Consider the following 26,847-nt stretch of genomic DNA (forward strand, 5'->3'; position numbering starts at 1 on the left):
TCAGTGCACCGCCTCCATGTCATCGTGCAGCAGGCCGAGGATATGCCGCTTCATGCGGATGAACTCCGGCTCCATGACCACGTCCAGATTGCGCGGCCGGTCGATGGGCACGTCGAGAATTTCCTTGATCCGCCCAGGGCGCGCGCCCATCACGTAGATGCGGTCGGCAAGCAGGATGGCTTCGTCGATATCGTGGGTGACGAACACCACGGTCTTCTTGCTGTTGCCCCACACCTGCAGCAGCAATTGCTGCATCTGCAGACGCGTCTGGCTGTCGAGCGCACCGAAGGGCTCGTCCATCAGCAGGATCTGCGGGTCGTTCGCCAATGCGCGGGCAATCGCCACGCGCTGCATCATGCCGCCGGACAATTGCTTGGGGTAATGCCCGGCGAACTTGGCCAGCCCCACCTCGCCCAGATAGTAATCGACGATGGTATTGATCTCGCCACTGGCGAGCCCACGGCGTTTGAGGCCGAATTCGATGTTCTGGCGTACCGTCAGCCAGGGGAACAGGGTATAGCCCTGGAACACCATGCCGCGATCGGCGCCTGGCCCCTCGACCTTCTTGCCACCAACGTAGATATCACCTTCGCTGGGCTCATTGAGGCCGGCGGTAAGGTAGAGCAGGCTCGACTTGCCACAGCCGGACGGGCCGACAATTACCGCGAACTGTTGATCCGGTACCTCGAAGGAAACCCGATCCAGGGCGGTGAAGGTATCGCCGTTGGGCGACTGATAGCGCAGACTGACGTTGTCCACACGCAGGCGTGCGGTGACCTCGGCGTACTCGCTGAGCGCGGGCATCACGTAGGGTTTCTTGGCTACTGCGCCCATGCGGTAATCCTCAGTCGAAGCAAGCGGAACAGTTGATCGGTGAGCAGCCCGAGCAGGCCGATGATGGCGATGGCCAGGAAAATCACGTCCACCTGGAAGCCGCGCATGGCCTTGAGGCTGATGTAGCCGAGGCCACTCGAGGCCGCGACCAGCTCGGCCACCACCAGGTAGGTCCAGGCCCAGCCCATGGTGACTCGCAGGGTATCGAGTATGCCCGGCAGTGAGGCCGGGCCGAGTACGTGCAGCACGACGTCGCGGCGATTTGCACCGAGGGTGTAGCTGGCGTTGATCAGATCTCGCGGCACGCCCTTGGACACGTCGGCAATCATCACCAACTGCTGGAAGAACACACCAAAGATGATGACCGCCACGCGCTGCTCCAGACCGATGCCGATCCACAGGATGAACAGCGGCACGAAAGAGGTCACCGGCAGGTAGCGGATGAAGTTGACCAGGGGCTCGAGGAACGCCTGGACGATGCGAAAGCTGCCCATCAACAGGCCCAATGGCACCGAGACCAGAGACGAAACCGCGAAACCGATCAGCACCACTTCCAGGCTGGCCAGCACATGCTTGCTCAGGGTGCCGTCACCGGCCAGGCGCACGCCGGCTTCGACGACCTGACCAGGGTTTGGCAGAAACATCGACGGCACCACGCCGCCGTAGGACAGAACGGCCCACAGGCCGAGCACCAGTAGCCAGCACAGGGCGCCAGTGCCGAGCACCAGCTTGCGTGGCAGCTCTACTTTCGGCGTCAGACAGCGCTGCGCCCAGGTTTTTTGCGTGGCCATGACCACCTCGTGTTGCAGGTATTTGAGAAGCCCGTGGCTGCCACACCTCACACCGCGCGCGAATGCCGGGAGGCATCGCGACAGTGGCGTGAACAGCCAGCGGGGGGAGCGCTTACGGGGTAACGAACGAGGTATCCACCAAGTCCTCGTAGCTCACTGCGTAAGGCTTGCCCTGCAGGCTGGTCCAGGTTTCGTTGGCCAGGCTGATAACGCCGGCGATGTCGCCCGGTTTTCCCGGAGTGCCGAGCAGTTTTTCGCTCATGGCCTGGTCATAGAACTTCACGCCCTTGGCTGCCTCGGCCAGATCCTTCGGATCGGACAGATAGCCGCCGACGCCCTTGGCCATGATTTCGTAGGCTTCCTGCGGATGGGTCTTGGTGTACTCGACTGCCTTGTACAGGCCAGCGACCAGTGCCTTCACATCTTCAGGTTGCTTCTCGATCACGTCGCAGGACAACGCCACCACGTCGACGATCACCCCGGGCGTCTCGCTGCTGTCGACCAGCACCTTGCCCTGCCCTTTCGCCTTGACCAGCGACAGGTGCGGTTCCCAGGTCACCGCCGCCGGTATGCGGCCGGCGATGAATGCGGTGGCCGCATCGTCAGCCGTCATGTTCTGGATTTCCAGATCGCTCATGCTCATGCCCTTCTGCTTGAGCAGATAGGACAGCCAGAACTGCGATACCGAACCTTCGTTGACCGCCACCGCCTTGCCTTTCAGCTGCTCCAGGCTGGTCACTTCGTTACCCACCAGTACACCGTCGCCACCGTGACTTTCGTCCAGCGCGGCAACCGCCTTGAAGCAGAAGTTCTTCGAGCGATACTTGAGGATTTCATCGATGGTCGACGCCGAGCCCGACAACTTGCCAGAGGCCTGAGCCGCCATGTACATGGCCGACTCCTCGATCACGGTGAACTCGACATCCAGCCCCTGCTCCTTGAAGTAGCCGAGGTCACGGGCCAGATAAAGCGTGCCGTAACCGACCCAGGTGGTGTGCCCGAGAGTCAGGGTTCCAGCCTGGGCGCTGGCGGCCATGCCGGCAGCTACAGCGGTGCATGCAAAAGAGCGGACGATACGATGGCGCAAGGACTTGTTCATGAAGCACTCCCACAGCCTGTTGGCTTGTTTTTGGTTTTCATGGGGCAGGGACAGGCCAAGGGCCAAGGGCGTATCGCAGGCCAGCCTCTTAGGGCCGGCACAGTAGTCTTCAGCGCTCTCTACGGAACACGTTGGTTTACAGCAGATTCAGTTCACGCCCGGTTCGGTCCACCGCGCGGCGGGTCTTCTCCACCAGCTCATCAAGTTCGGCATGAGTGGCGACCAGCGCTGGCGCCATGATCATCCGGCCGAGGGTCGAGCGAATGATCAGGCCCTCATCGAAACCCACGGTGCGGCAATGCCAGGCGATGTCGTTCTCGTTGGCGAAACGTTTGCGCGTGCCTTTATCTTCAGCAAACTGCAACGCGGCAACCAGGCCGACACCCTGGATATCGCCGATCAGCGGATGCCCGCCAAAGGTCTCTCGCAGCAGTTTGTGCAGGTAGGGGCCGGTGTCGGTTTTCACCGTTTCGACGATCTTCTCGTCACGCAGCGCAGTGAGGTTGGCGATGGCCACTGCCGCCGCCACCGGGTGCCCGGCATAGGTCAGGCCATGAGCGAACAGGCCACCCTGCTGCACCAGCACCTCAGCCATCCGCGCACTGAACACCAGACCACCCATGGGGATGTAACCACTGGTCAGCCCCTTGGCGATGGTCAGCGTGTCCGGCTCGAAACCGAAATGCTGATGGGAGAACCACTCGCCCGTGCGGCCGAAGCCACCAATCACTTCATCGGCACACAGCAATACGTCGTACTGACGGCAGATGCGCTGTACCTCGGCCCAGTAACTGGCCGGTGGGAAGATCATGCCGCCGGCACCCTGAAAAGGCTCGGCCACGAAGGCAGCGACGTTTTCCGCGCCCAGCTCGAGGATCTTCGCCTCGAGCTCGCGGGCGGCCTTGAGGCCAAACGCCTCCTCGCTCAGCTCGCCGCCTTCGACGAAATAGTGCGGCTCACCAATATGGGCGAAGTCCGGCAGCATGCCGCCCATCTCGTGCATGAAGCCCATGCCGCCAAGCGCGGTGCTGCCTAGGGTCGAACCGTGGTAACCGTTCCAGCGGCCGATCATCACCTTCTTCTGCGGCTTGCCGAGAATCTGCCAGTAACGCCGCACACTGCGAATCAGTACCTCGTTGGCCTCGGAACCGGAGTTGGTATAGATGGCGTGGCTGTAGTGCTCTGGCAGCAGGCTGAAGAGCAGCTCGGAGAGTTCCACGACCCGCGGGTGCGTGGTGTGAAAGAACAGGTTGTAGTAAGGCAGCTCTTCGAGCTGCCGACTGGCAGCGGCATTCAGGTCGGCACGCCCATAGCCGAGCGCAGTGCACCACAGCCCGGACATGCCATCCAGATAGCGTTTGCCATCGGTATCCCACAGGTTCAGGCCCTGCCCCTTGGCGATCACCAGAGCACCCTTCTCGTTCAGCGTTTTCTGGTCGAGAAAAGCATGGATATGGTGGGCCGCATCCAGCGCCTGGTATTGCTGCGTGCTGTGTTTCGGGGCGGTCATGGCAAGGCTCCTGTGATCGGGTTCGGCGCGACGGGCATGGCTCAACGCAGCTGGAACCACGTGGTCTTCAAATGGGTGTATTTGTCGAACGAGTGCAGTGACAGGTCGCGACCGAAACCGGATTGCTTGCCGCCGCCAAACGGTACGCTCACGTCCAGGGCATCGACCGTGTTGACCGACACGGTGCCCGCCTTGAGGCGACGCGCCACGCGATGGGCACGATTGAGGTCGTCGCTCCACAGCGAGGCGGCAAGGCCATAGATGCTGTCGTTGGCCAGTTGCACAGCTTCGTCTTCACTGTCGAAGGGGATCACCGCCAGCACCGGGCCGAACACTTCTTCGCGGGCCAGCCGGCTGGTGGGGGAAACGCCGGTGAACACCGTCGGCTCGATGAAATTGTCCGAGCCATTGAAGCTGAGCTGGCGCCCGCCGCAGACCAGCTGCGCACCCTCACGCTGGGCGTCGTCGATAAAGGCCATGATCCGAGCGGTCTGCCGTGTCTCGACGATGGCGCCGGCGCGGCTGCTCGGGCTCAGAGGATCACCCGGCTGCCAGTCGCGGGCCTTGCTCAGCAGGCGCTCGACGAATTGGTCATGGATCGAGCGCTCGACCAGCAAGCGCGAGTTGGCCGAGCAGACTTCGCCCTGATTGAAGAAAATGCCGAAGGCAGCTTTCTCTGCAGCCAGATCCAGATCCTGGCAGTCGGCGAACACCAGATTGGCGCTCTTGCCACCGCACTCCAGCCAGACTTGCTTGAGGTTGGACTGCGCCGAGTAAGCCATGAAGAACTTGCCGACCTCGGTGGAGCCGGTGAAGGCCAGGCAGTCGACATCCATGTGCAGACCGAGGGCCTTGCCGGCGCTTTCGCCGAAGCCGGGCACGACGTTGAATACGCCTGGAGGAATGCCCGCTTCCAGCGCCAGCTCGGCCAGGCGCAAGGCGGAAAACGGCGATTGCTCGGCGGGTTTGAGGATCACCGAGTTACCGGCGGCAAGGGCCGGCGCGAGTTTCCAGGCGGCCATGTCCAAAGGGAAATTCCACGGCACCACTGCCGCAACCACGCCCAACGCCTCACGCGTCACCGTGGCGAGCACGTTGCGGGCCGTCGGCGCGACTTCGTCGTACAGCTTGTCGAGGCTCTCCGCGTACCAGCGGAACACACCAGCGGCGCCGGGCACGTCGATGTTCCAGGCATCCATTACCGGCTTGCCCATGTTCAGCGAGTCGAGCAGCGCCAGTTCATCTCGATTGGCCAGAATCAACTCAGCGAGCTTGAGCAGCACCTGCTTGCGCTCGACCGGCGCACGTTGCGACCAGTCTCCCGCCTCGAAGGATTGCCGTGCGGCGCGCACTGCCAGGTCGACATCGGCAGCATCACAGGCCGCGACGTTGGCAAGCAGTTGGCCGGTGGCCGGGTTGATTGAAGCGAAGGTGGCACCGGACTGCGCTGCAACTCGGCGGCCTCCAATGATCGCCTGGCTGATGAAAGGTTGCTGCCGAGCACGTTGCTGCCAATCGCCGAGTCCGTACACCACCATCCCCTTTTTTCGCCACTTGATTGCTGCTGCGAACCGATAGTGGCGTAAAGGATGGGCAATAGAAAAATATTAAAAATATCATCGGGACATACGAAAAAGCTGGCTTGCAGGGCGCTAAAAAAGAGCACCAAGCACCACTTTCGAGCATTTTTGACGAGCCTCTGCTGCGCAGATCAACACTCTCAATTACAGCCACTGATTCAGTGAATAAAAACAGAGGATTCACGGGTTTTGCCAATCTGCTTAGCAACGGAAGGCGACCGGAACGCCCCAATAAAGTGCGCCGAATATCCTGCCGAGCGCGTTTTATGCAACTGGAGAGCAGACAGACATATGGACTATCGCGGTGAGCCGAACGATAGCCCGGCCGCTAGCGAGCAGGAGCGTGGAGTCCTATTGGCGGTGAGGGCCTCTGATATACTTGCGCCTCCTTCGCACAGACACGCTCCATGCGTGCTCCACGCCGCCTTTCATGCCTTCATCGCCTACTGATCCCATGTCACTCAACATCGCTTCCATCAATATCGAACGCTCCAGACACCTGCCGCGCGTCGAGGCCTTCGTCAATCGTGAACGCCCGGAGTTGCTCTGCCTGCAGGAGCTCTGCGAGCGCGACATTCCGTTCTTCGAAGCCCTGATGGGCGGCCGCATGTCCTTCGCGCCCATGGTGCGCTATCCGGGGGAAGGCCCTGCGAATGTGGTCGGGATCGGTATGATCGCCCGCGACGAAGCATTGACTGACGTAGTCGCCGAGTACTACTCAGGCAGCGCGCAAAGCATCCGTGAAATGACTTTCTTCAGCACCCAGGGCCTGCGCACTGCCGATCCGCTGAGCATCGCCGAAGTCATGGTGACGGCCACTGTCCGCGGCCTGCGCATCGCCGTGACCCATCTCAACGTGACCCCACTCGGCACCTCCACGGCGTACCAGCGAGAAAGCGCCGGCAAGCTGATCCAGCTGGCTCAGGCGCAGGCACAACAGGCTGGCGATCTGTTGCTGGTGGGCGACTTCAACGCGCCGCGCGGACGCGACACCTTCGACATGATCGCCGAGCACTTCATCGATGGCATACCGGCGCATTACACCAGCAGCATCGACGGCTCGCTACACCGTGCCGGGGACATTCCATTCATGGTCGACGGGCTGTTCCACACGCCCGGCTACCGGCTGGAAAACGCCAGCCTGAGTACAGGCGTCTCCGATCACTGCGCAGTCAGTTGCCGCTTGAGCAAAGCCTGAGCCGGCACTTGCCCACAGGGCACTTGAAGGCGGAGAGGACGCGGGGTTGCCGAGCGCTCAATCACCGCCCACGGCGAAGTTGGGTAGGCTGTCCACTGGCTGGCTGAACTCGAAAGGAATCGACTCCAGCGCCATGCCGACGTTGCGCTGCACCACGAAGTGCAGGTGCGGGCCGGTACTGTTGCCAGTATTGCCAGAACGGCCGATGGCTGCTCCGGCGGCGAGGCGCTGGCCTTCACGAACGCTGACCGAGCCCTGCATCAGGTGCAAATAGACGCCCATGGTGCCGTCGTCGTGGAGGATGCGTACGAAGTTGCCGGAGGGGTTGTCTCCGCGCCCGCTCTGGGCGTTCTCGGTCTTCACCACGATTCCGCTACGCGCGGCGACGATCGGGGTGCCCTCGGGCATGGCGATGTCCAGGGCGTAGCGACCTTTGGGGGTGAAATGGCTGTACTGGCCATTGGCACCTTGAGTCAGACGAAACGGTCCACCCTGCCACGGCAGTGGGTAGCTATTCTTGGTCGGCAGCAGCCGCGGGTCACCCAGGGCGTAACTCAGCTTCGGCGTATAGCGCAACGGCTTGGAGGGATCGAGCGGCGCCAGGGTGGCCAGACGTATCTCGCTACGCGGCGGCAGCACCCAGCTGATCGGTTTTGCCGGTACGCCACTGGCGTTGGCGACCTTCTCGAGTTTGAGCTCCACCTGAACCGGCGCGTACAGGTCGTTACGCACCAGCAGCGTCTCGCCGGCAGCGTGCTTGCGGGTTTCCAGCTTCACCTGGTTATCGAGTTTCTCGACCATGCGGTCGCTGAACACGAACACCTTCGCACCGGGCGCAGCCTGATCACTGTAGGTGACCACGCCATTGGCATCGGTGTACTTGTAGACGGTCAGCGCACTTGCCTGACAGGCAAACGCACAGAGTCCCAGGATAAGTGAGAAGCGCCCTAGCATAACGACTCGAGTCGATTTGATTATGTGTGAGTGTTCGGCGAAGCAAGACTAGCAGCGTCTCGCTGGCCGGGCGACAGGCACCTGCGCGCTTTGCGACAACCGGCACAAGCCTACCGTGCCTGCTGCACAGAACGCGCTTCAAGGGGATAAATCCCAGAGGGGTGAACAGTCAGTGACCGCGTTGCCGGCCTAGCCCTGCTCGATACGGTTGCGGCCGCCCCGCTTGGCCCGGTAGAGCGCCTGGTCGGCACGCTCGAACACCTGCTCGCTACGCTCCGCAGCACTGAACGAGCTGATGCCGCCAGACAGGGTGATGGTCACGCGCTCACCCTTGAAGTGGAACGGGCAGTTCTCGATCGCCGTACGCAGGGTATCGAGCAGTTTCAGGCCACCGTCCATGGGCGTAGAGGGGATCAACAGAACGAACTCCTCACCACCGAAACGGGCAATGAAGTCGGTCTTGCGCAGCCGTTTGAACAGTTCGCCAGCGATGATCTTCAACACCTTGTCGCCGGCCAGGTGACCGAAGTCGTCGTTGATGCGCTTGAAGTGATCGATATCCACCACGGCCAGCAGCAGATCGCCGCCATAGCGCTGCCAGCGCGACAATTCGAGCTCCAGGCGCTCCGTCCAGGCAGCGCGATTGGGCAATCCGGTAAGTGGGTCGAGTAGCGCTTTCTGCCGCTGTTCTTCGAGGTGATCGCGAAAGCCCTTGGCTTCAAGCTCCATGCTCGCTACCCGTTCGACCAGGGTCTGCAGGCGCTCACCCACCTGTTGTTCACGGTCGTCACGCTGCTGCTGATACTGCTCCATGGTGCCGAGCAGACCGCTGAGGCGGTTTTCCACCAGGTTCTTGAGGCTGTCCAGATCGGTGGCTTCAAGCACACTGCTGTGCAAGCCATCGACCTGCTGACGCAGTTCGCTGTCCAGGCTGCGGGCCGCCTGGGTCGAGTCGGCATAATCGGCGTGCACGTCACGCAGGCTGCCCTGGAAAGCCGCAAGGCGCTGATTGAGCTGCTTGAGATAGCCTTCGAACTCGCGCTGACCAACGTCGGCGATCGCCAGCATCAGTACGCCCAAGTCGTCCAACACCGGTACCAGCTCGTACATATTGAGACCGGCGGTGATGCGCTGACGCAGCACGTCGGCCTGGGCCTGATGACGATCAGGCAACGGCAACTCGTCGAGCAAACCGAGCAAACTGCTTTCGACGTGGCCGGCAATAGCGCTGTAGCCAGGCTCAGGTGCAGCCGGCAGCGCATAGGCAGGGTCGGACAGTGGCGCCTCTTCTGGCAGCGCCGCGTCGAGCGTGGCGACTTCTGGCACTTCAGCGACCGGCTCACGAGCAGGCTGGGCAGCAGGCGGCGGCATCAGCAACGAGGACAGCAACGGCAGGCTGTCGAGCAATACCGCGCTGTTGGCAGCGGCGGCATTGACCGTTACGAGCGCGGGCTTAGCCACCTCAGGGTGTGGCAGCGGCTCGGCCGCCAACGCAAGCGCGGGCTCAGGTGCTGGTGCTGGTGCTGGCGCAACAGGCTGCTCGGCCAACGCAACAGCGACAGGCGCGTTTTGCACCGGTAAGGGCAGCGCAACCAGCGCAGGCTCTACCGCGGCGTCAGGTGACGTAGGCGGGGTCGTCCCATCACGGTTGCCAAACAGACGCTCGATAAACCCCGGTCGCTCGACCTGCTCCGCTCCCAAAGCACCCAACGCCTGCTGCTGCAGCTGGCTCAGTTCAGCCAGTAGCGCAGGCAGCTCACGGGATTGCCGCGCTCGCTCGGCAACCTGCTTGGCATAACGCTTGAGCGGTTTGCGCACGTCGTTCGGCAGATCCATCTTCAGCAACTGCGTGACCAGGTTCGACAGCCCACTGGCGACCTGCTCGATCCGTTGCTGACGACGCTGCTCGGAATCCAGCACGGTCTTTTCCAACCGCGGAATCAGCGCGCTGAGCCCGGCATCCATATCGTCACGACGAAGGATCTCGCGCAGATCCTGCATACATTGGTCGACTAACTTGTCAGCCCCCTCGGCCGCCAGGCTACTACGCACCAGTCCGCGCCGCAGCAGGTCGACGCGCGAATCCCAACGGCGCTCAAGCTTTTCCTGCTGCTCAAGATTGGACAGATACTTTTCGCGCCAACGCTGGGCGTCGTCAGACATGCTAAGCCTCCCGTATCGCGGGAGGCAGCGGCCCCAATGTATCGGGAAGGCGGATTTCAACGGCCACCGGCAGGTGATCGGAAATCGGTTGAGCCAGTACTTCGAAACGCTCCAGGTGCAGACCCGGACTGAGCAGGATGTGATCCAAACAACGCTGCGGGCGCCAACTCGGGAAGGTCGCTTCGACCTGCGGCGCGATCAGGCCGAGATCGCGCAGTGGCGAATGCTCAAGCAGGTCGGCAGCGTGGGTGTTCATGTCGCCCATCAGGATCTGATGGCGGTACCCGCTGATCAGCTCGCGGATATAGGCCAGTTGCCGAGTGCGGGTACGCGGCCCCAGCGCCAGGTGCATCATGACCACCGCAATGGCGTCGTCACCTTCGCCGATACGCAGCAGAATCGCACCACGACCGGCTGGGCCGGGCAGCGGGTGATCTTCCAGGATCGAGGGACGCAAGCGGCTGAGCAGCCCATTGCTGTGCTGACCAAAGCGGCCAAGATTGCGGTTGAGCTGCTGATACCAGTAGGGGAACGCGCCCAGACGGGCCAGGTGTTCGATCTGGTTGACGAAGCCGGAGCGCACGCTGCCGCCGTCGGCTTCCTGCAGCGCCACGATATCGTAGTCACCGAGCAGATCACCGATACGCTGCAGATTGCCAGCGCGCCCCCGATGCGGCAGCAAGTGCTGCCAGCCGCGGGTCAGGTAATGGTGATAACGCTCGGTGCTGATACCGACCTGAATGTTGAAGCTGAGCAGACGCAAGCGCCCGTTCTGCGGCCAATCGCCGTCTGGGGTGCAGTCAGGGTTGACCTGTGGATCACACAGGCCAGCCTGACGGGGCATCGAACGGCGGCGCAACATGGCAGGCGCTCCGAATAGGCCGATTACTTGGCAGCGCGCTCTTTGGCGATCAGGTGATCAGCGACCTGCAGAGTCTGCTCCGGGCCACCCGAGCTGGAGATATCGAAACGGTATTTGCCGTTGACGATCATCACCGGTACGCCATTGATCTGGTAAGCCATGGCCAGTTTCTTGGCCTTTTCCATCTGGCTCTTCACACCGAAGGAGTTGAATGCCTTCAGGAAAGCGTCACGGTCGATGCCCTGAGTGACCAGGAAATCCGCCATTTCTTCAGGGGTAGCAAGCTTGCGGCCTTCCTGGTGAATCGCACGGAACACTTCGTTGTGCACCTTGTGCTCGACTTTCATGCTTTCCAGGGTCAGGAACATCTGCCCGTGGGCGTTCCATACGCCACCGAACAGAGCGGGGATACGGATGAAGTTAACGTCGTCCGGAAGCTTTTCGACCCATGGGTTGAGCGTCGGCTCGAATTGGTAGCAGTGCGGGCAGCCATACCAGAACAGCTCGACGACTTCGATCTTGCCGGGTTTGGAAATTGGTACCGGATTGCTGAGCTCGACATACTGCTTGCCAGCTTCGATTTCGGCGGCATGAGCAGCAACGCCGAACAGGCTGGCACCAGCCAGAACCGCGGAAAGGATCAGATTACGCATGCATGACTCCTTGCTATGAGGGTACTGCGGACAGCTTCGCTTCGACTGGATAGCCACCCGGCAGGTTCCGTCCATTGTAGCCGCCTCGCAAACGGAAAAGGGCAGTCAAGACCACCCTTTTTCGTTACCGGTATGTAAACGCCGATCAATGCCTCAGTGCAGGCCCTGGACGTAGCTGGAGATGGCCTGAATGTCCTTGTTACTGAGCTTGGCGGCGATGTCGCGCATGATCATGCTATCGCCATCGTTGCTGCGCTCGCCTTCACGGAAGGCGGTCAACTGCTTGGCGATATAGTCAGCGTGCTGCCCACCCAGATGAGGGTAGCCGGCAGTACTGATGCCGCTGCCATCCGGCGAGTGGCAGCCGATACAGGCCGGCATGCCCTCCGCCAGCTTGCCGCCACGAAAAAGATCCTGACCGCGCGCCACCAAGGCTGGATCAGCGGCGCCGACGGAGATTTTCTGGCTGGCGTAATAGGCCGCCACATCGGCCATGTCCTGGTCACTGAGCGGCTCGAGCATGCTGGTCATCTCGACCACTGGCCGGGCGCCTGACTTGATGTCCTGCATCTGCTTGAGCAGATAGCGCTCGCCCTGGCCGGCCAGTTTCGGGAAGTTCGGCAGAGGGCTGTTACCATCCTGCCCATGGCAGGCACCGCAGACGATGGTCTTCGCCTGCCCCGCAACCGGATCGCCTGCAGCCTGAACAGCACCGACCAGACCCAGCGCCACCAGCAGACTCACTATCATCTTGTTCATCAGCTAATCCAAAACGGCTAAGAGAGAAGTGTTATGAACCGGGGCGATTCGCCCGCCGCGTGATGCACGGCAGTGCGCAGAGACTCAAACCGTGCGTTTCTGCACGAACTCTGGGGCGGCATGCATTCACCGGGAAACGCCTCCATCAGCACGTCGCCCTGCCCCCAACAGCCTGGTCACCCACTCGGCACCCGCCATGATTGCCCAGTGCAGCGCAGCCGATAGTGACCGGCATCAATCCCCCGTGCACATTCATGATGAGGGAGCCGTCAACGGTGTGCTGTTGTCGTGCTGTCGAAGCAGTCTATACGAACGCCGTTGCAGGCCAGGGCCGTGGGTCGCTCGGCAGGGGAGCTACAGACAAACGAAATTTTCTGCCTGGCAGCTAGCCGGCAGGCATAAAAAAACCGCGCCAGGCGCGGTTTTTCATACAGCCAGGTGTCAGGCCTTGCAGCTGGCCGGCGCCCAGTCACCCATATCCGGGTTGTTGCACACATCGCTCACCAGCGTGCGGCCTCGGCTGGCCACCTGCTGGCTTTCCTTCTGCTTGGCCTGGGCCTTCTGCAGGGATTGCTCGGTGTTGATGACTTCCTTGGTGACCTTGGTGGTCGCCTTAGGCTGCTTGGCAGTGGCCACCTTGGTCACTTCCTTGCGCTCGACGCCAACGGTCTGCAGATCCTTCTCGTATGCCTGGGTGTAGGTGCTGACGTTCTCGCCAGTACGGCCGTCCACCTTGGCCAGCAGCGCATTGGTTTCGTTCAGACCACTGACGATTTCCGCCAGGCGCGTACGACCATCGGCGTCGCTGATCTTGTTCGCCTTGCGATCGGCACGCAGTTGAGTGAACGCCTGCTGGTAGCAGCTCTGTGCAGCGCTGGCGTAACGGATGTTGCGGTCGATGTTCTGGTTGTTGGTTTCGATGTCGGCGGCATAGGAAGCCAAGCGCGCGTTGTCGTCGGTGATCTGCTGCTGACGCTGGCTATAGTAGGCCACCGCACCACCGGCCAGGGCACCACCGGCTGCGCCGATGGCGGCGTTGCGACCACGCTTCTCATCGTCGACCAGAGCACCGCCGAGGGCGCCCATCAGGCCGCCGGTCACGGCGCCGATGGCGACACTGCGACTCATCGCGTCTTCCGAGCTGCGCAGTTGCTTCACAGGCTCGTAGCATTGCGGAAAGAACTCCGCCTTGGTGGTCGCGGCGACCTGGGAGCTCGGCGAGCCGGCGCAACCGACCAGCAGCACACTGGCGCAGGTGACGGCGGAAAGCAGCGCAGTGCGTATCGAGGAAAAAGCGGGGACCTTGTTGGGATTTTGCATCGTCGTCGATCTCGTACTTGAGTGAGTGTTTATTCCATTCAGGCTGCGTCGCATGACAACCGCCTGCTTGATCACGGCAAAAGCCGTCAGAGTTACTTTCAAAACTCGCTAGGTCAATAACCCATATCGGCTATCCCTCGCTGCACGCTGGTGTCGTCAGGGTGCCAATAGCTGTTTCAGAATCACGTCCGCGTCGGCCTTGCGGTTCTTGCGGTATTCGCCGACATGTCGCACGAACAGCGTAGCCCGGTTCACCAGACTTTTACCCAGTACCGGCTTGCGCGCCAGCTCCTCCTTGGTGCGCTGGAACTGCGCCTGGATGACCGCATTGCTGTAACGCGTGCCGTTGTCCAGGTTGTCGATGTAGATCGCCAGCGCACCGTCCAGCGCACTGCGCCCATTGGCCATCGCCGCTTCGAACAGTTTCGCCGAGGCTTCATCCTTGGCACTGCGAGCTTCGTCACGGCTCTTGCGTAAATTGGTCAGGCGAATGTTGTAGTTGTTGATCGTCTCGGCTACCAGCGCCGCCGACTGGATCAGGTTGCCTGCCGCATCCTCGCGCTGCTTGGCAATCAGCGACACGCTGCGCTTGAGCTCCTCATTGACGATCGCCAGGCGGTCACGCAGCTGCGGATCGTCGCTGTTGGCGATCAGGCCATCGAGTAGTTTGGTGGCGTCCTGTTCTTCGTCGATCTCGTCGGTGAGCGTACTCACTCGTCCTTCGTCCTTCCATTGCGCAAACAGTTCCTTGTAACGCGAACGTGGTGCCGACAAGGCACCGATGGAGACACGGAAGCCGGTGGTTTCGTTACGTTGCTCGGTACCGTCGGCAGCGAATAACGGGTACTCGCGGCGCATGCCGGTAAAGAGGGTCATCTCCCCTTCCAGGTAGTTGCCGCCCTTGACCACGAAGCCGCCGTAGGTGCCCTGACGACGTCCCGCGTGCACCAGCTGGAACGACTCCTGAACCATCTCCGCAGCGTTGCCGACCACGTCGAACAGACCGACCGGATTGGGCTTTTTCAGGCCAATGGGCAACAGCCGCGCGTTCTGCCCGGTGCCGCCGGATACCTGATTGAACACCGCCCAGTCGCCAAGCGGCCCGTCGCTGTCGCTGCCCTCCACCGGGCGTGGGAACAGGCGCGCCTCGAGTTGCTGGCGGCTGACCGCATGGCCGCCTCGGGCAGCGTATTCCCACTCCACTTCGGTAGGCAGGCGCACGAAGCCCTGGCCACCGTCTTCGCGATTGCCGCTACGACCACTGACCGGCAGCAGATCACGGTGATGCTTGAGCAACCAGGCGCTGTAGAGCGCAGCGAAACGCTCGGCGTCGAATCGCGACAGATTGACCTTGGGCAGCCGCCCCGCCATTCCGGACGGCGCCTCGCAGGCCGGCGCCTCGCCCTCTCCGGCCAGCGCCGGGGCTTGGGCCATGACCAGATCGTACTGCCGCTGGGTCACTTCGTACTTGCCGATGAAGTACAGCATCGGCTTGAGCGGCGTCACCCCGTCGGCCTTGGGCAGCTCACCGCGGACGTTGGCCTGCCAGTCCTTGGAGAGGTCGCTGAGGGTGAACTGGCCATTGATGTAGTCGCGTCGGTAGCCGGAGATGAACGACTGCTGATAGCCCGGTTCACCTTCGCTGAAGGGGTAGCCGAGGGTCACCTCACGGTCGTCCAGCGAGCCCTTGGCAAGCACGTAGACATGCCGGAAGACCATCTGCCCCTCGCAGGGTAGCGGCAGGCTGACGTCGCCTTTCAGCGGCTTGGGATTGTAGAGCGGATCGGCATCCGCCTCGGCCCGGGCGACACAAGTGAAACAGCTTAGAACCAGCGCGGCACTCAGCACCTTATACATGACGCAATCCTTCCGAGGCTTCCAGGTAGGCCGCCCGCCAGCCGCCAGCGGCTGCCGCAAGCATGCAGCACAGCAGCGTTGCCAGTGCCGCCAGCAGGTAATGAGAGAACAACAGTCGGCAAGCATATTCGCCGGACGCCGACTGGAACAGCAGATTCAGGCCGCTCGCCGCGATGCCGTACAACAGCGCCGACAGCATCAGGCTGGCAATCCCGGTGTACAGCGCCTGCAGAACCACGAAAGCGACCAGCGCTGCTGCGGGGAAACCCAACAGGCGTAGCACCGCCAATTCATGACGCTTGCGCTCCACTGCGCCCAAGGTACTGGCGGTAAGTGCGGCGAAGGCTCCGGCCAGGGACAGGCAGGCCACCGACCAGAAAATCCACGCCAGGTTGCGGCTCAGGGTGCGAACCTGAGCCACTGCTTCGGCCTGGGTCACCACGGCCTGCCGCGCCTGCTGGAAGTGCAGGCGCAGGCTTTCCACACCATCGAGATCACGGGCATACAGGCGAAAGCCGGGGTAAACCCGCTCCGACCGCACCGTGGCCTGCGCTCCCGGCCAGCCGAAATCGACGACTGCCAGGCCATCACGATAATCCTCCACCGCCTCCAGCAGCGGCAACGAGGCGAACAGTGCGTCGCGCGAGAATGCTGCCAGCGGCAGTACCGCCTGCACCTGCAGGCGGGCACGCGCGTATTGCGGCGCGCCCTGCACGGTACGCCCGAAGCCTGCCTCGAGGGTGTCCCCCGCCGTGACGCCGAGTTTCTCCGCCGCGCTCTGGCTGAGCAGCACGGCGTCTCTGCCGGCCGGCGCAGGCAAGGTGCCGAGCAGCGGATCGCCAGATGCAGTGGGCAGCATTTCCACGGTGAGGGCCTGCCCCGCGCTTTGCAACTCGGCGGTGGCGGCTATCTGCCGGGTTCGCGGGATCACGAACGCCACGTCGTCACGCAGGGCCAGTGCCTCGATGGCCTGCAGGCTGTAGCGGGCACCGCCGAGCGGAATGACTTCGCGAACGCCGGGGTCACGCTCCAGGCGCTCGGTAAGCGTCGTCACCAGGCCGAACTTGAGGCCGAACAGCACCAGCAACGGGGCGATGACGGCCGCCAGCGCGAGGATCGCGCACCAGGACAGGCGCGCATCGCAGCGATAATCCTGCCATGCGAGCCGCGCGAACAGACCCAGACGCATCAGCCCGCCTCCCCCAACCGTGCAGCCACCACGCCGTCGCTGCGCTGCTCCACCGTCAGGCGCATGGGTGTCAGCCCGTAGCGCACGGCCTGTGCTTCGTCGTGAGTGGAGATCACCAGGCACAGGTCACGCACCGCCGCCTGCTCGACCAGCAACTGCATGACGCGCTCGGCGTTCAGGGGGTCGAGCGATGCGGTCGGCTCGTCGGCCAACACGATGTCAGGACGATGAGCCAGGGCGCGGGCGATACTGACGCGCTGCCGTTGACCGACGGAAAGCCGTCCCGGCTGCCGGTCGAGCAGATCGGTAATCCCCAGTTGCTCGGCCAATTGCTCGACCGCACCGTCCATTGGCAACCCCAGGAGTTCGCGGGGTAGCTGAATATTGCCGCGTACATTCAGAAAACCGAGCAGCCCACCGGTCTGCAGCACATAGCCGAAGGCGCGAGCGCGCAGCTTTGCCAGCTCGTCATGCCGGCCAAGACGCCACAGTTCGGCGAGATCGAGAGACTGCACGCTGTCGTCCCAGCGCAGGCTGCCGCCCGAGTCAGGCGACAAGGCCAGCGCCAGCAGATCGAGCACCGTGCTCTTGCCGCTGCCGCTGGGGCCGATCAGGGCGATCCGCTGTCCGGCGCGCAACGCCAGGCCGGGAATTTCCAGGCGATAGCGCTGCCCTTCGGCCCCACGGGTCTTGCTGATCGCGCCAAGGGTGAGCATCAGGGCAGAGTCGACAGGGGCACGCGATACAGCGCGTCTCCCGGAGCCGCATCGCCGAAACGCACCCAGTTGGCGGTATCGTTGTGGAAGGTCTCGTAGAGTTGGATCTTCGAATCCAGCTCGTCGATGAAATCTTCCTGCTCGGCCACGCTGAGCGACAACCACAGATCCTGGCTCATGTTCAGCACCTTGCTGCGGTAGGGCAAACCATCCAGATACTCACCCAGCACGCCGCTCTGGGCCAGGTTGGCGCCCTTGACCATGGCCGACGGATCGCGACTCATATGGGCACTGGCACTGGCGATTTCCTGGAAGAAATCCTTGGGCGAGCTCTGCGTACGCCGCGCCGCATCGACCACCATGCGCAGCGACTGCTGCAGATCGTTGAGCTGCAGCTTGGTCAGCAGCACGCAGACCTGGAAGGCCGGCAATGCAGGATCGGTGATATCACGATCGCTGGTCCACGCAGTGACTACCTGGGGCGCCCGCGCCTCGGATTGATGGCCGAGGAAGTCCATGTGCATGGCGTAGCCGACCGCAGCGGACTTGTCGGCGATGCTGGCGCCGCCCTTGGGCTCGGGCAGACTGTTGTCGCTGCGCACCTGATGCACCAGATCGGCGAACGCGCTGCCGATCTCCGTCACGCGACTGCCGAAGGCATTCACATCACCGCCGGCCACCGGAACGTAAAGGTCGCCGATACGCGGGTTGGGGTCGGCGGTGAGGCTGCGGTACTGCTGCTCGGCGAAGCCGTGATTGCGCTTGCCGGTGGCGGTCTTCAGGTGCAGGGCATAGATCTTGATCTGCTTGCGCAGCGCCGCCTCGCGTACCTCCGCCTCGTTCATTTTGGTCAGCCCCAGCGGATCGCTCTTGCGCAACGCGCCGGCATCGCTGACCAGCAAGATCAGACGACCGCCGTAGCCATTCCAGTCCATGCCGTCGACGGCCTGCATGACGCCGGCGAAGGCGTCTTCGTTGAAGTCATGGCTGGACACGTCGGTGGCTTTGATCTGCTGCGCCAGCTGCAGAAAACGCTCGGGATCACGCCCCTGTTGCAGAGACACGAGTGTCTTGGCGGTGTACTCCAGGCCCGGCGTCTTGGCGGTATTGCTGCGGAAGCCGACCATGCCGAAGCTGACGCTGTCCAAATCGCCACGATTGGCGATCTGGCCCTGTAGTTCGTGGACGACGTCGCGTACTCGGTCGATATAGGGCTGCATCGACACCGAGGTGTCGACCACCAGCACGATGGCCGTTCTGAACCCCTCCGGTATTGCCGCTGGCGCGCTTTCACCCTGGCTCTGCGGGGCATTGCCCGGGTCGATGGAGGCCACATTGAGCAGTTGCAGCGGCTGGCCGTTGGCGTCGAAGGTTTCCTCCGAATCGAAGATCGGCAGCAGGTAGAACTGATCCTGCGGCACCGCACTGCCGCCAGGCTCGACCGCCACCACGTTGTGGCCGGTACCCTTCAGCGCTTCACGCAGCGCCTCGCGAGCGCGGGCCGGCTCGGCCAGCAACTGCTCCAGGGCCGAGGCGTCACGCACGAACATCACCGGAGCGCGACCGGAGCGTTCGGTGAACTTGAGCACCAGACTCTGCTTCCAGTCGCTCACCGCCGTGGCCGGCAACCAGCCATCGCGGCGCCCGTCGCTGGAGGCACCGATCTGCAGCCACGGCTGGCCGTCGATGTCCTGCCGGGCATACACGTAGAACACCGAAAACGCCGGCGTATCCTTGCCGCTGCTGGCACCGGCCGTATCGGCCAGCTTGGCGCCAGGCTTGCTCAGCACGCGCTGGAACAGGGTCTTCTTGCCCGGCATGAGCAGCGGGCGATCGCCACCATCACTGTCCACCACCGCCGAGATCGGCCCTGCCTCGCCACTTGGCTGTGCCTGGGGTTGAGCCGGCTGGCCGGCTACCGGCGGCGAGGCTGGCGGCGTGCTGTCGGAGCCGAACAGCCAGTAACCACAACCGGCCAGCAACAGCACGCCGACCAGGGAGGCGCCGAGGATCAGCGGCTTCTTGCTGTAGCCTACGTTGCCTTCACGTACCGATGACGCCAGCGGCGAGGGCTGTGGACGCGGCGGCGGCACGGCGGTATCCGCCGCCGGTGCGTGGGTCGGTATTTCCACGGAAACCGCTGCCAGCGGCGGCACGCTGGTGTCGCCCTTGACCTCGGCGACGGGTGGCAGCACCAGCGGCTGGAACCGGGTGGCATCGTCGGCGGCAGCGGCTGGCACCTGCAGGCGATCGAGCGCGGCAATCAACTGCGCCGCATCAGCGAAGCGCTCGTTGGGATCCTTGGCCAGCAGGCGCTCGAGAATCGGCTGGTAGCGGCCATGCACCATGGGCAGCGCCGGCAAAGGCTCGGTCAGATGCGCCAGGGCCGTGGACAGCGAATCACTGCCGATGTAAGGCAGCTTGCCGGTGAGTATTTCGTACAACACCACGCCGAGGGCGTAGAGATCGGCACGGCCATCGATATCCAGACCACGGGCCTGTTCCGGGCTCATGTAGCTGGGCGTACCGACGGCGAAGCCGGCCTGGGTGAACTGGGTGCGGTCGTCCAGCGCCTTGGCGATCCCGAAGTCGCTGAGTACCGCCGTACCGTCAGCGCGAAACAGGATGTTGGCCGGTTTGACGTCACGGTGAACCATGCCCTGGGCATGAGCGTAACCAAGGGCCGAGGCGATCTGGCGAATCCACACCAACCCCTGATCGATACTCAGACCCGCGCTGATGCGCTCCTTGAGGGTGCCGTTGGGCAGGTACTCCATGGCCATGTAGTAGAGGCTACCGACATTGCCGATGTCGTGGATGGTCACGGTATTCGGGTGCGACAGCCGCGCCAGGGTCTTGCCCTCGCGCAGGAAGCGCTCGCAGAAGGTCGGGTCGGCCGCCAGCGAGGCCGCCATGATCTTCAGCGCGACCTTGCGGTCGAGGGAACGCTGTGTAGCCAGGTAGACCACGGCCATCGCACCATCGCCCAGCTCGCGTTCGATGTCGTAACCCGGTATTTGCATGTCCATGCTATTGGTCTTCCGAGGCCATCCCGAGATGATCGGGCGCGGCAGCAATTGAGTATTTGGCAGATCGATGTGCAACAGTTGGCCGCCTAAGCGGCCTTGATCACCACGGCGGTAATATTATCCGGAGCGCCTCGAGTCAAGCCAAGGTGTACCAGGCTGCGCACCATCTGGTACGGATCCTCGTGCCCCAGCACCTCGCGCAGTTCGTAATCCTCGACCGTCTTGTTCAGGCCATCGCTGCAGAGCAGGAAGGTGTCGCCAGGTCGCACGTCCAGGCGTGCACTTTCCAGTTGCAGGTCATCCTGAACGCCCAGGGCACGGGTGACGATATTGCCCATGGGGTGGCTGCGCGCAGCCTCTTCGTCGAGCAGGCCGCTGTCGACCAGTTCCTGAACGTAGCTGTGATCACGGCTGATCGGTTGCAGGCCACCGTTGCGCAGCCGATACAGGCGGCTGTCCCCGGCCCACAGGCACAGCGCTTCGGCACCCCGTGCGGCGAGCACCACCACGGTGCTGCCCATGGTCGCCCCGCCACGCTTCTCGGCCTCTATACGCACCTGTTGATTGACGTGATCCAGGGTGTCGATCAACGCCCCTTCGTAAGTGCTCAGCACGGCACTGGGCGGTAACGCACGCAGGCTGTCGATGATCAGGCTGCTGACGTAGTCACCGCTGGCGTGTCCACCCATGCCGTCGGCGACAGCCCACAGGCCGTTGTCCGGGGCATCCAGGCAGGCATCTTCATTGACCTTGCGCACCATGCCGACATGGGTATGACTGGAAGAGTGGTACCGGGTAACGCTCGACGGACTCATGCCTCGCCTCCAGCGGACTCGCTGAGCAGACGACAGAACGCCTCGGCCGGGGGCAGCCCGGCGAAACGTACCAGGCCGGGCGCGACACGCTCGGAACCGCGCCCCCACCACAAGCTGGCGCCACTGCAGGCCTGCTGCATCAGGGCCAGACCACGATCCCGCGGGTTATCCACAGACCAGATCGCCGCGCCGCTGGCATCCAAACGCTGGGTGCTGCCAGTTGCCAGCAGCGGGCTGCCCAGGGCGCCGACAGCGCGCTCGAAGGCTTCAGCATCGGCATCGGTTTCCAGAGTCGAGAGCAACAGGGCCTCGGCACGTTCGAACCAGTCGTCGCTGTCGCTGAGCAGGTGACCGATATCGGTCTGCGCCGGCAGCGGCAGGGCGATGGTCAGGGGAAAGTAACGACCGACCCGGTCGACACTGGGCATCATCACCCCGCAAACGGCTTCCTGACCGAGCAGGCCAGGCGCGATCGCGAAGCGCCAGAGCGGGCTGACCAGATAGGCATCCAGCCAGGCTTCGCCCAGGGTCTGCCGACTGGCGGTGAGGCCTGCCGTCAGCCAGTTGTCCCAGGCCTCGATGAAGCCTGGCGCAAGACCGCGATGAATGAAATCGCCGCGTACGGCTAGCTTGCCGTAGAAACCCGGGTTACTCACAGACGCTCCGGCAGGCTGAAACCGCTGACGACCTGGCGGCGGAATGGATTGAACGCACTGCTGGCACGCAGCTCGCTGGAAATGCTGGCGTTGTCGACGCGCATGCGCAGGGTGAATCGATCAGGTGAATTGCCCTGGGCGAGATCCGACTGATCGAGCAGTCGGAACCAGGCCCACGGTCCCTCCAGGGTTATCCCCGAACGCCCGGTGACCGAGGCCGGTGAAATGTTCAGACGTACCACGCCGGTGCCATTGCTGCTCGGCCACTGCATGGCGACCGGTCGCGCCGGGCCGTGGTCGTAGCTGAACTGCTGGCCATCGAGATCAAGCTGGAACTGCTCGATGCTGGAGTCCATCGCCACCGGCCGCAGCTCGAAACGCACCATCGGCAGGGTACCGCCAGAGCGGAAGAACGCCTCGCGAATGGTTGCGGCACGCTGGAAGGTCTGCAGCACACCGCTGCCGATACCGAGCTTCTGCGCAGCACCCGGCTGCCAGCGCCAGGTGCTCGCAGAGGTATCCACGTAGGGCTGCAAGTACTTGCGGAAGTAGCTGTCGAGCACCCCGCCCTGGCCGAAGAAATGGCCAAAGTCGTCCAGGGTCGCATCCCGGCTGCTGCCACGATCCAGCGGGTAGCGCCCAGCCAGCGACTGGCGGTACACCGACACCACCTCGCTCATCCAGGCGGCATTCAACTGGTTGCGGATGCCGCCCATCATGGTGCCGGTGGTCGAGCCGACCACCGACTTGAGGAACCCCTGTACCAGCGGCGGCTGGCGCTCGGCACTCAGGCGCACCTGATCGGCAGCAGCCGTGGTCTGGTTGCGCGACTCGCCCAGCAACGCTTCGCCACTGGCGCCACTCATGGCACTGACCTGCACATAGAGTGCGTTGAGATCCTGCAGCAGGGCATCGATGGCCGGAGTCTGGCCATCCGTATCTTCGACCAGACCGTTGAGTTCGGCGAAGTGAGCGGTGATCGGATCCATTTCGGTGGCCAGGGCATTGACTACGCCCTCCTCCGACTGGCCGACAAGGGAACCGAGCTGCTGCTTGAGGCGGTCGACGGTATCGTCGCCACGCTCCTTGAGCTTCTCGGCGACCAGTCGCTCCTCCTTCTGCAGATCGGTCTCCTTGGCGACCGCCTGAAGCAACCTCTTCAGCGGCGAGGTCGGTCCCGACAGCACGCGCAGCACGTCCGCGGCCTGGGCCACACTGGTCACCGGCACGAAGTCGATATCGGCGAGCAGCGCATCCCATTGAGCCATGTAGTCCTGCACATAAAGGCGCCGGACTTCCAGCGCGAGGGCGGCGGCATTCTGTCCATCGTCCAGACTGCGACCGAGTACCCACTGCTCCTCGGCCAGGGTACCGGCCTGGCTGACGCTGCCGACCAGAAAGGCCTCACGGTAGCCGCGCTGGGTATAGAAGCCGCTGAGCGGCTCGTTCAGCGGTTTGCCACTTTTGCGGGTGAACACCAGCGCGGCATCACGGCCGGCAGCATCGCTGAGGCGGAAGTCCGGGATACCCTCGGGCAGCTTCTGGCGCTTCACCCGGTCATAGGCGCGCTGCGCCACGGACAGCCGCTGCAGACGCCGGCGCACGTCTTCGACCAGGTTCTCGTCGAGGCGTACCACCGGTGGCTGGCGGTCATACAACGCGACCAGATGCTGATTCAGCGCCTCACGCTGTTCCGGCAGCAGATCCCGCGGCAGGCTGCGATCCCAGTCGAGGGCGATCCAGGCCTTGATGAAGTCGGCATCGTAATGCTCCGACTCGCCAAGCATCAGGTAAGCCTTGAGGCCTTCGTAGAGAAAGTCCGAGTTGCCCCCGGTACGCAACTGCTCTTCCAGGCGCGCCAGCACCCGCGGCGCCATGACCGCGATCAGCAGCTTGCGGTAGACGCTGGAGGCTTCGCTGTCGAGCATGTCGCCCTGGTAGAGGCCAAAGCCCTCGGCCCAGCTCGGCGCATCGCCACTGACAGTGCGGATGGCATTGAGCAGCGGTTGCACCGCCAGAACGTCGCGCTGTGCCGGGCTGAGCGCCTGCAGCTCGCCACGCAGCGGCTGCACGCGGGCATCCACGGCAGCGATATAGGCCTGGTTGGCACGGAAGCTGGCGAACCATACCGCGGCCGTGCCGAGAACCAGAATCACAGTTGCGGCAATCACTCCCCGTGCCAGCCAGCGCTTCTGCCGCTCCACCTTGGGGTTGGCACCGACCAGGCCGCGTTCGCCGAACACCACGTCACGCAGCAGGCGCTCGATGAAGTAGCTACGCCCTGTTCCGGTCTGGCGGGCCAGGTGCTGACGGTCGAGGCTCATGCTCTGCGCCATGGCACCGATCAGACGGTCGATCGGGCTGCCTTCCTGGGTGCCGCTGGTCAGGTAGACGCCGCGTAGTAACACCCGCTCCTCGTAAGGGTTGGGTTTGAACACGCCGTCGAGGAAGCCGGCCAGCGCCTCACGCAGCGCGGCGAACTGTTGCGGGAAGCCATAGATCAAGTCGCGCCGCGCAGGGTCTCGCTCCTGCTGCAGACGCTCGACCAGGCGCTCGTTGAGGCGCAGCTCCAACGCATCGAACTCGCTGCGAAATACCTGCAGCGGGCCCTCGGCACTCTTGCCATCGTCGAGGCTGAAGGTCATGCCCCAGACCTGAGCACGCTCTTCCTTGCTCAGGCCGTCGAAGAACTCCATGAAGCCGGGCACCAGATCCAGCTTGGTGAGCATCACGTACACAGGGAAGCGTACGCCGAGCTGGGTATACAGCTCCTGCACACGGGCGCGAATGGCCACGGCATGGGCCGCTCGCTCGCTGTCGCTGCCGAGCAGCAGATCGGACAGGCTGATGGCGACGAAGGCACCATCAATGGGCCGCCGCGAGCGCTGCTTTTTCAGCAGGTCGAGGAAACCCAGCCAGGCGGCCTTGTCGACCGCGGCATGGCTGTCCTGGGTGGTATACCGCCCGGCGGTATCGAGCAGCACGGCCTCGTCGGCGAACCACCAGTCGCAGTTGCGTGTGCCGCCAACGCCGCGTACCGCCCCGGCGCCCATCTGCTCGGCCAGCGGGAAACGCAGCCCGGAGTTGGCCAGTGCGGTGGTCTTGCCGGAGCCGGGCGGGCCGATGATCACGTACCAGGGCAGCTCATAAAGGTTGCGCCGCTCACCGCCACCGAGCTTGGCGCGCTTGAGCAGGCCCAAAGCCTCGTCCATGCGCTGGCGCAGGGTGGCCAGCTCTTCCGCGGTGGCCACGCTGGTCGGATCCGGTGCAACCTCCACCAACCCCTGCATGACCCTGGCCGCATTGTGCCGCGCCTGAATGATGCGCATCAACCGCCAGGCCGCCCACAGGGCGAACAGCAGGATGATCAACGTCCAGCGCACCGTGCTGCTGGCCAGCGGCTCGAAACCGCCGATGGCGATCAGTGGGCCCACGAACCAGATCACCAGACTCAGCGCCAGCAACCCCAAAACCGGCATGACCCAGCGGGCCATGAAACCGAACAACGCCTTCACTCGACGCCCTCCGCAAAGACTGTGATTTCAACCCGGCGGTTACGCGCGCGGCCTTCCGCCGTATCGTTCGAAGCCTTGGCTTCGGTGTCGCTGCGCCCCTCGGCACGGAAGCGCGCGGGCTGGCCAGTCTTGGCCGCCAGCACGTCCATCACCTGTTGGGCGCGATCCTGGGAGAGCTTCCAGTTGGACGGATAACGCAGCGTCGCGATGGGGCGGTTGTCGCTGTGCCCGGTGACCAGCACCTGGCCGTTGACCTTGCGAATGGCTTCGGCGATGCGCAGTAGCAGCGGTTGGAAGTCGTCGGCAATCGACGCACTGCCGGAGGCGAACAGCTGATCCCCGCGAATGGTCACCACAGAACGGTCGACAGCGTCTTCCACCGCGACCTTCTGCGCACGAATTTCCTCTGCCAGGAAGCCAGCCAGGCGTGGACGCTCGACGACGCGCGGCTGCTGGGCCGGACGGTCGATGGTCTGCACCGGCACGTCACCAAGGGCGTGCAGATTGCGAAACACCGGCTCGGCTTCGGCAGCCAGTTTCATGCGCAGGCCGAACAGCAGCAAGAGCAGGATCGCCAAGCCAATGGCCACCGCCACCCACGGCGGCAGGAACTGACGCAGGCGGTCACGGGCGACCACCAAACCACGCCAGTGTGGCGACAACTCGCGCTCGATCTCGCCCCGTGTGCTGCGAATGGTCGCACTGACCCGCTCGCGCAGCGCATCGAGCTGGCTGCGGCCATCCTGCATGACCCGGTAACGCCCTTCCAGGCCGAGGCTGATGCACAGGTACAACAGCTCCAGCAGATTCAGACGTTGACGGGGGTTCTGCAGGCAGTGGTCGAGCAGCTGGAACACCTTCTCGCCGCCCCAGGCCTCGTTGTGCAGGGTGATCAGCAGACTCTGCTTGCTCCAGTCACTGGCGCTGCCCCAGGGCGTGCTGAGCACAGCCTCGTCCAGCGCGGTGCAGAGCACGTAACGCGCCAGCATTACTTCATCCTGAGCGACGCCGGCGGCACGCGCCTTGTCCTCGAACTGGCGCAGGTAGCCGAGCAGCTGCGCACGCAGGCTGGCCGGCGCGGGATGGGAAATGGTGCTGCGCAAGCGGGTCAGCAGCGCCAGCATCGGCCCGGCGGCGGCCTCGATAGGATTCAGGCCAAGCCCCCGCGCAGCCAGTGGCGGCGCACTGGGCATGGCAGGCGGTGGCGAACCGGCGGAGGTCGGCCGCGAGGGTTCGGCGGCGCGGCCACCGGGGCGCGGCATGATCATGGTGCGGTCGTTGCCCGCCTGGTCGTGTCCCTTGCCGGGCTGACCGGGCAAGGCGCCAAATGGATCGTCGATGGTCATC

20 protein-coding genes are annotated in these 26,847 nt (G+C 63.5%); 1 reads left to right on the top strand and 19 read right to left on the bottom strand.

Annotated elements, in window-relative coordinates; all coding sequences use genetic code 11:
• The 5 genes from ACZ3GY_RS18210 to ACZ3GY_RS18230 form a co-directional block, all read right to left on the bottom strand.
• Entirely contained in the window at positions 1–804 is an 804-nt protein-coding gene (locus ACZ3GY_RS18210) for an ABC transporter ATP-binding protein (RefSeq protein ID WP_465911844.1), read from the bottom strand.
• Between the two features lie 17 nt (positions 805–821).
• Positions 822–1,625 carry an ABC transporter permease gene (locus ACZ3GY_RS18215; RefSeq protein ID WP_465911415.1) on the bottom strand — a complete coding sequence of 268 codons (804 nt, stop codon included), beginning with the start codon at positions 1,623–1,625 and terminating at the stop codon, positions 822–824.
• A gap of 112 nt (positions 1,626–1,737) precedes the next feature.
• Positions 1,738–2,724 (bottom strand): ABC transporter substrate-binding protein, encoded by a 987-nt coding sequence (locus ACZ3GY_RS18220; RefSeq protein ID WP_465911416.1) that lies wholly within the window; start codon positions 2,722–2,724, stop codon positions 1,738–1,740.
• A gap of 136 nt (positions 2,725–2,860) precedes the next feature.
• A complete protein-coding gene (locus ACZ3GY_RS18225; protein ID WP_465911417.1) occupies positions 2,861–4,234 on the bottom strand; it encodes an aspartate aminotransferase family protein in 1,374 nt (457 codons plus the stop codon).
• 41 nt (positions 4,235–4,275) lie between these two features.
• A complete protein-coding gene (locus ACZ3GY_RS18230) occupies positions 4,276–5,766 on the bottom strand; it encodes an aldehyde dehydrogenase (RefSeq protein ID WP_465911418.1) in 1,491 nt (496 codons plus the stop codon).
• Positions 5,767–6,268: 502 nt separating this feature from the next.
• Here ACZ3GY_RS18230 and ACZ3GY_RS18235 point away from each other — a divergent pair.
• The gene (locus ACZ3GY_RS18235; RefSeq protein ID WP_465911420.1) at positions 6,269–7,012 is read left to right on the top strand and encodes an endonuclease/exonuclease/phosphatase family protein; all 744 of its coding nucleotides are present in this window, start codon (positions 6,269–6,271) and stop codon (positions 7,010–7,012) included.
• A 57-nt stretch (positions 7,013–7,069) separates the two neighbouring features.
• Here ACZ3GY_RS18235 and ACZ3GY_RS18240 read toward each other — a convergent pair whose 3' ends face one another.
• The 14 genes from ACZ3GY_RS18240 to ACZ3GY_RS18305 form a co-directional block, all read right to left on the bottom strand.
• Entirely contained in the window at positions 7,070–7,966 is an 897-nt protein-coding gene (locus tag ACZ3GY_RS18240) for a peptidoglycan DD-metalloendopeptidase family protein (RefSeq protein WP_465911421.1), read from the bottom strand.
• Positions 7,967–8,155: 189 nt separating this feature from the next.
• Positions 8,156–10,129: a GGDEF domain-containing protein gene (locus ACZ3GY_RS18245; RefSeq protein ID WP_465911423.1), complete on the bottom strand. Its 1,974-nt coding sequence runs from the start codon at positions 10,127–10,129 to the stop codon at positions 8,156–8,158.
• A gap of 1 nt (position 10,130) precedes the next feature.
• Complete coding sequence (locus ACZ3GY_RS18250) at positions 10,131–10,991, bottom strand: endonuclease/exonuclease/phosphatase family protein (RefSeq protein WP_463562733.1); 861 nt, start codon at positions 10,989–10,991, stop codon at positions 10,131–10,133.
• Between the two features lie 23 nt (positions 10,992–11,014).
• Positions 11,015–11,644 carry a thiol:disulfide interchange protein DsbA/DsbL gene (locus ACZ3GY_RS18255; RefSeq protein WP_465911425.1) on the bottom strand — a complete coding sequence of 210 codons (630 nt, stop codon included), beginning with the start codon at positions 11,642–11,644 and terminating at the stop codon, positions 11,015–11,017.
• Positions 11,645–11,797: 153 nt separating this feature from the next.
• Complete coding sequence (locus tag ACZ3GY_RS18260; protein ID WP_463562735.1) at positions 11,798–12,403, bottom strand: c-type cytochrome; 606 nt, start codon at positions 12,401–12,403, stop codon at positions 11,798–11,800.
• 441 nt (positions 12,404–12,844) lie between these two features.
• Positions 12,845–13,723: a type VI secretion system-associated lipoprotein TagQ gene (tagQ, locus tag ACZ3GY_RS18265; RefSeq protein ID WP_465911426.1), complete on the bottom strand. Its 879-nt coding sequence runs from the start codon at positions 13,721–13,723 to the stop codon at positions 12,845–12,847.
• A 156-nt stretch (positions 13,724–13,879) separates the two neighbouring features.
• Positions 13,880–15,580, bottom strand: a complete 1,701-nt coding sequence (locus tag ACZ3GY_RS18270; RefSeq protein ID WP_465911428.1) for a formylglycine-generating enzyme family protein — start codon at positions 15,578–15,580, stop codon at positions 13,880–13,882.
• Complete coding sequence (locus ACZ3GY_RS18275) at positions 15,573–16,769, bottom strand: ABC transporter permease (RefSeq protein WP_465911430.1); 1,197 nt, start codon at positions 16,767–16,769, stop codon at positions 15,573–15,575. Before ACZ3GY_RS18275 ends, ACZ3GY_RS18270 begins: the two co-directional genes overlap by 8 nt.
• Entirely contained in the window at positions 16,769–17,485 is a 717-nt protein-coding gene (locus ACZ3GY_RS18280; protein ID WP_465911431.1) for an ABC transporter ATP-binding protein, read from the bottom strand. Before ACZ3GY_RS18280 ends, ACZ3GY_RS18275 begins: the two co-directional genes overlap by 1 nt.
• Entirely contained in the window at positions 17,485–20,514 is a 3,030-nt protein-coding gene (locus ACZ3GY_RS18285; RefSeq protein ID WP_465911432.1) for a serine/threonine-protein kinase, read from the bottom strand. Before ACZ3GY_RS18285 ends, ACZ3GY_RS18280 begins: the two co-directional genes overlap by 1 nt.
• Before the next feature lie 86 nt (positions 20,515–20,600).
• Complete coding sequence (locus ACZ3GY_RS18290; RefSeq protein WP_465911433.1) at positions 20,601–21,329, bottom strand: PP2C family protein-serine/threonine phosphatase; 729 nt, start codon at positions 21,327–21,329, stop codon at positions 20,601–20,603.
• Entirely contained in the window at positions 21,326–21,985 is a 660-nt protein-coding gene (gene tagF, locus ACZ3GY_RS18295; RefSeq protein ID WP_465911434.1) for a type VI secretion system-associated protein TagF, read from the bottom strand. Before tagF ends, ACZ3GY_RS18290 begins: the two co-directional genes overlap by 4 nt.
• Complete coding sequence (gene tssM, locus ACZ3GY_RS18300) at positions 21,982–25,500, bottom strand: type VI secretion system membrane subunit TssM (RefSeq protein ID WP_465911435.1); 3,519 nt, start codon at positions 25,498–25,500, stop codon at positions 21,982–21,984. The genes tagF and tssM overlap by 4 nt, the downstream gene beginning before the upstream one ends.
• The gene (locus tag ACZ3GY_RS18305) at positions 25,497–26,846 is read right to left on the bottom strand and encodes a DotU family type VI secretion system protein (RefSeq protein ID WP_442963969.1); all 1,350 of its coding nucleotides are present in this window, start codon (positions 26,844–26,846) and stop codon (positions 25,497–25,499) included. The genes tssM and ACZ3GY_RS18305 overlap by 4 nt, the downstream gene beginning before the upstream one ends.
• Between the last annotated feature and the right edge of the window lies 1 nt (position 26,847).

The organism is Pseudomonas sp. PME37.24/006, from assembly GCF_055556635.1.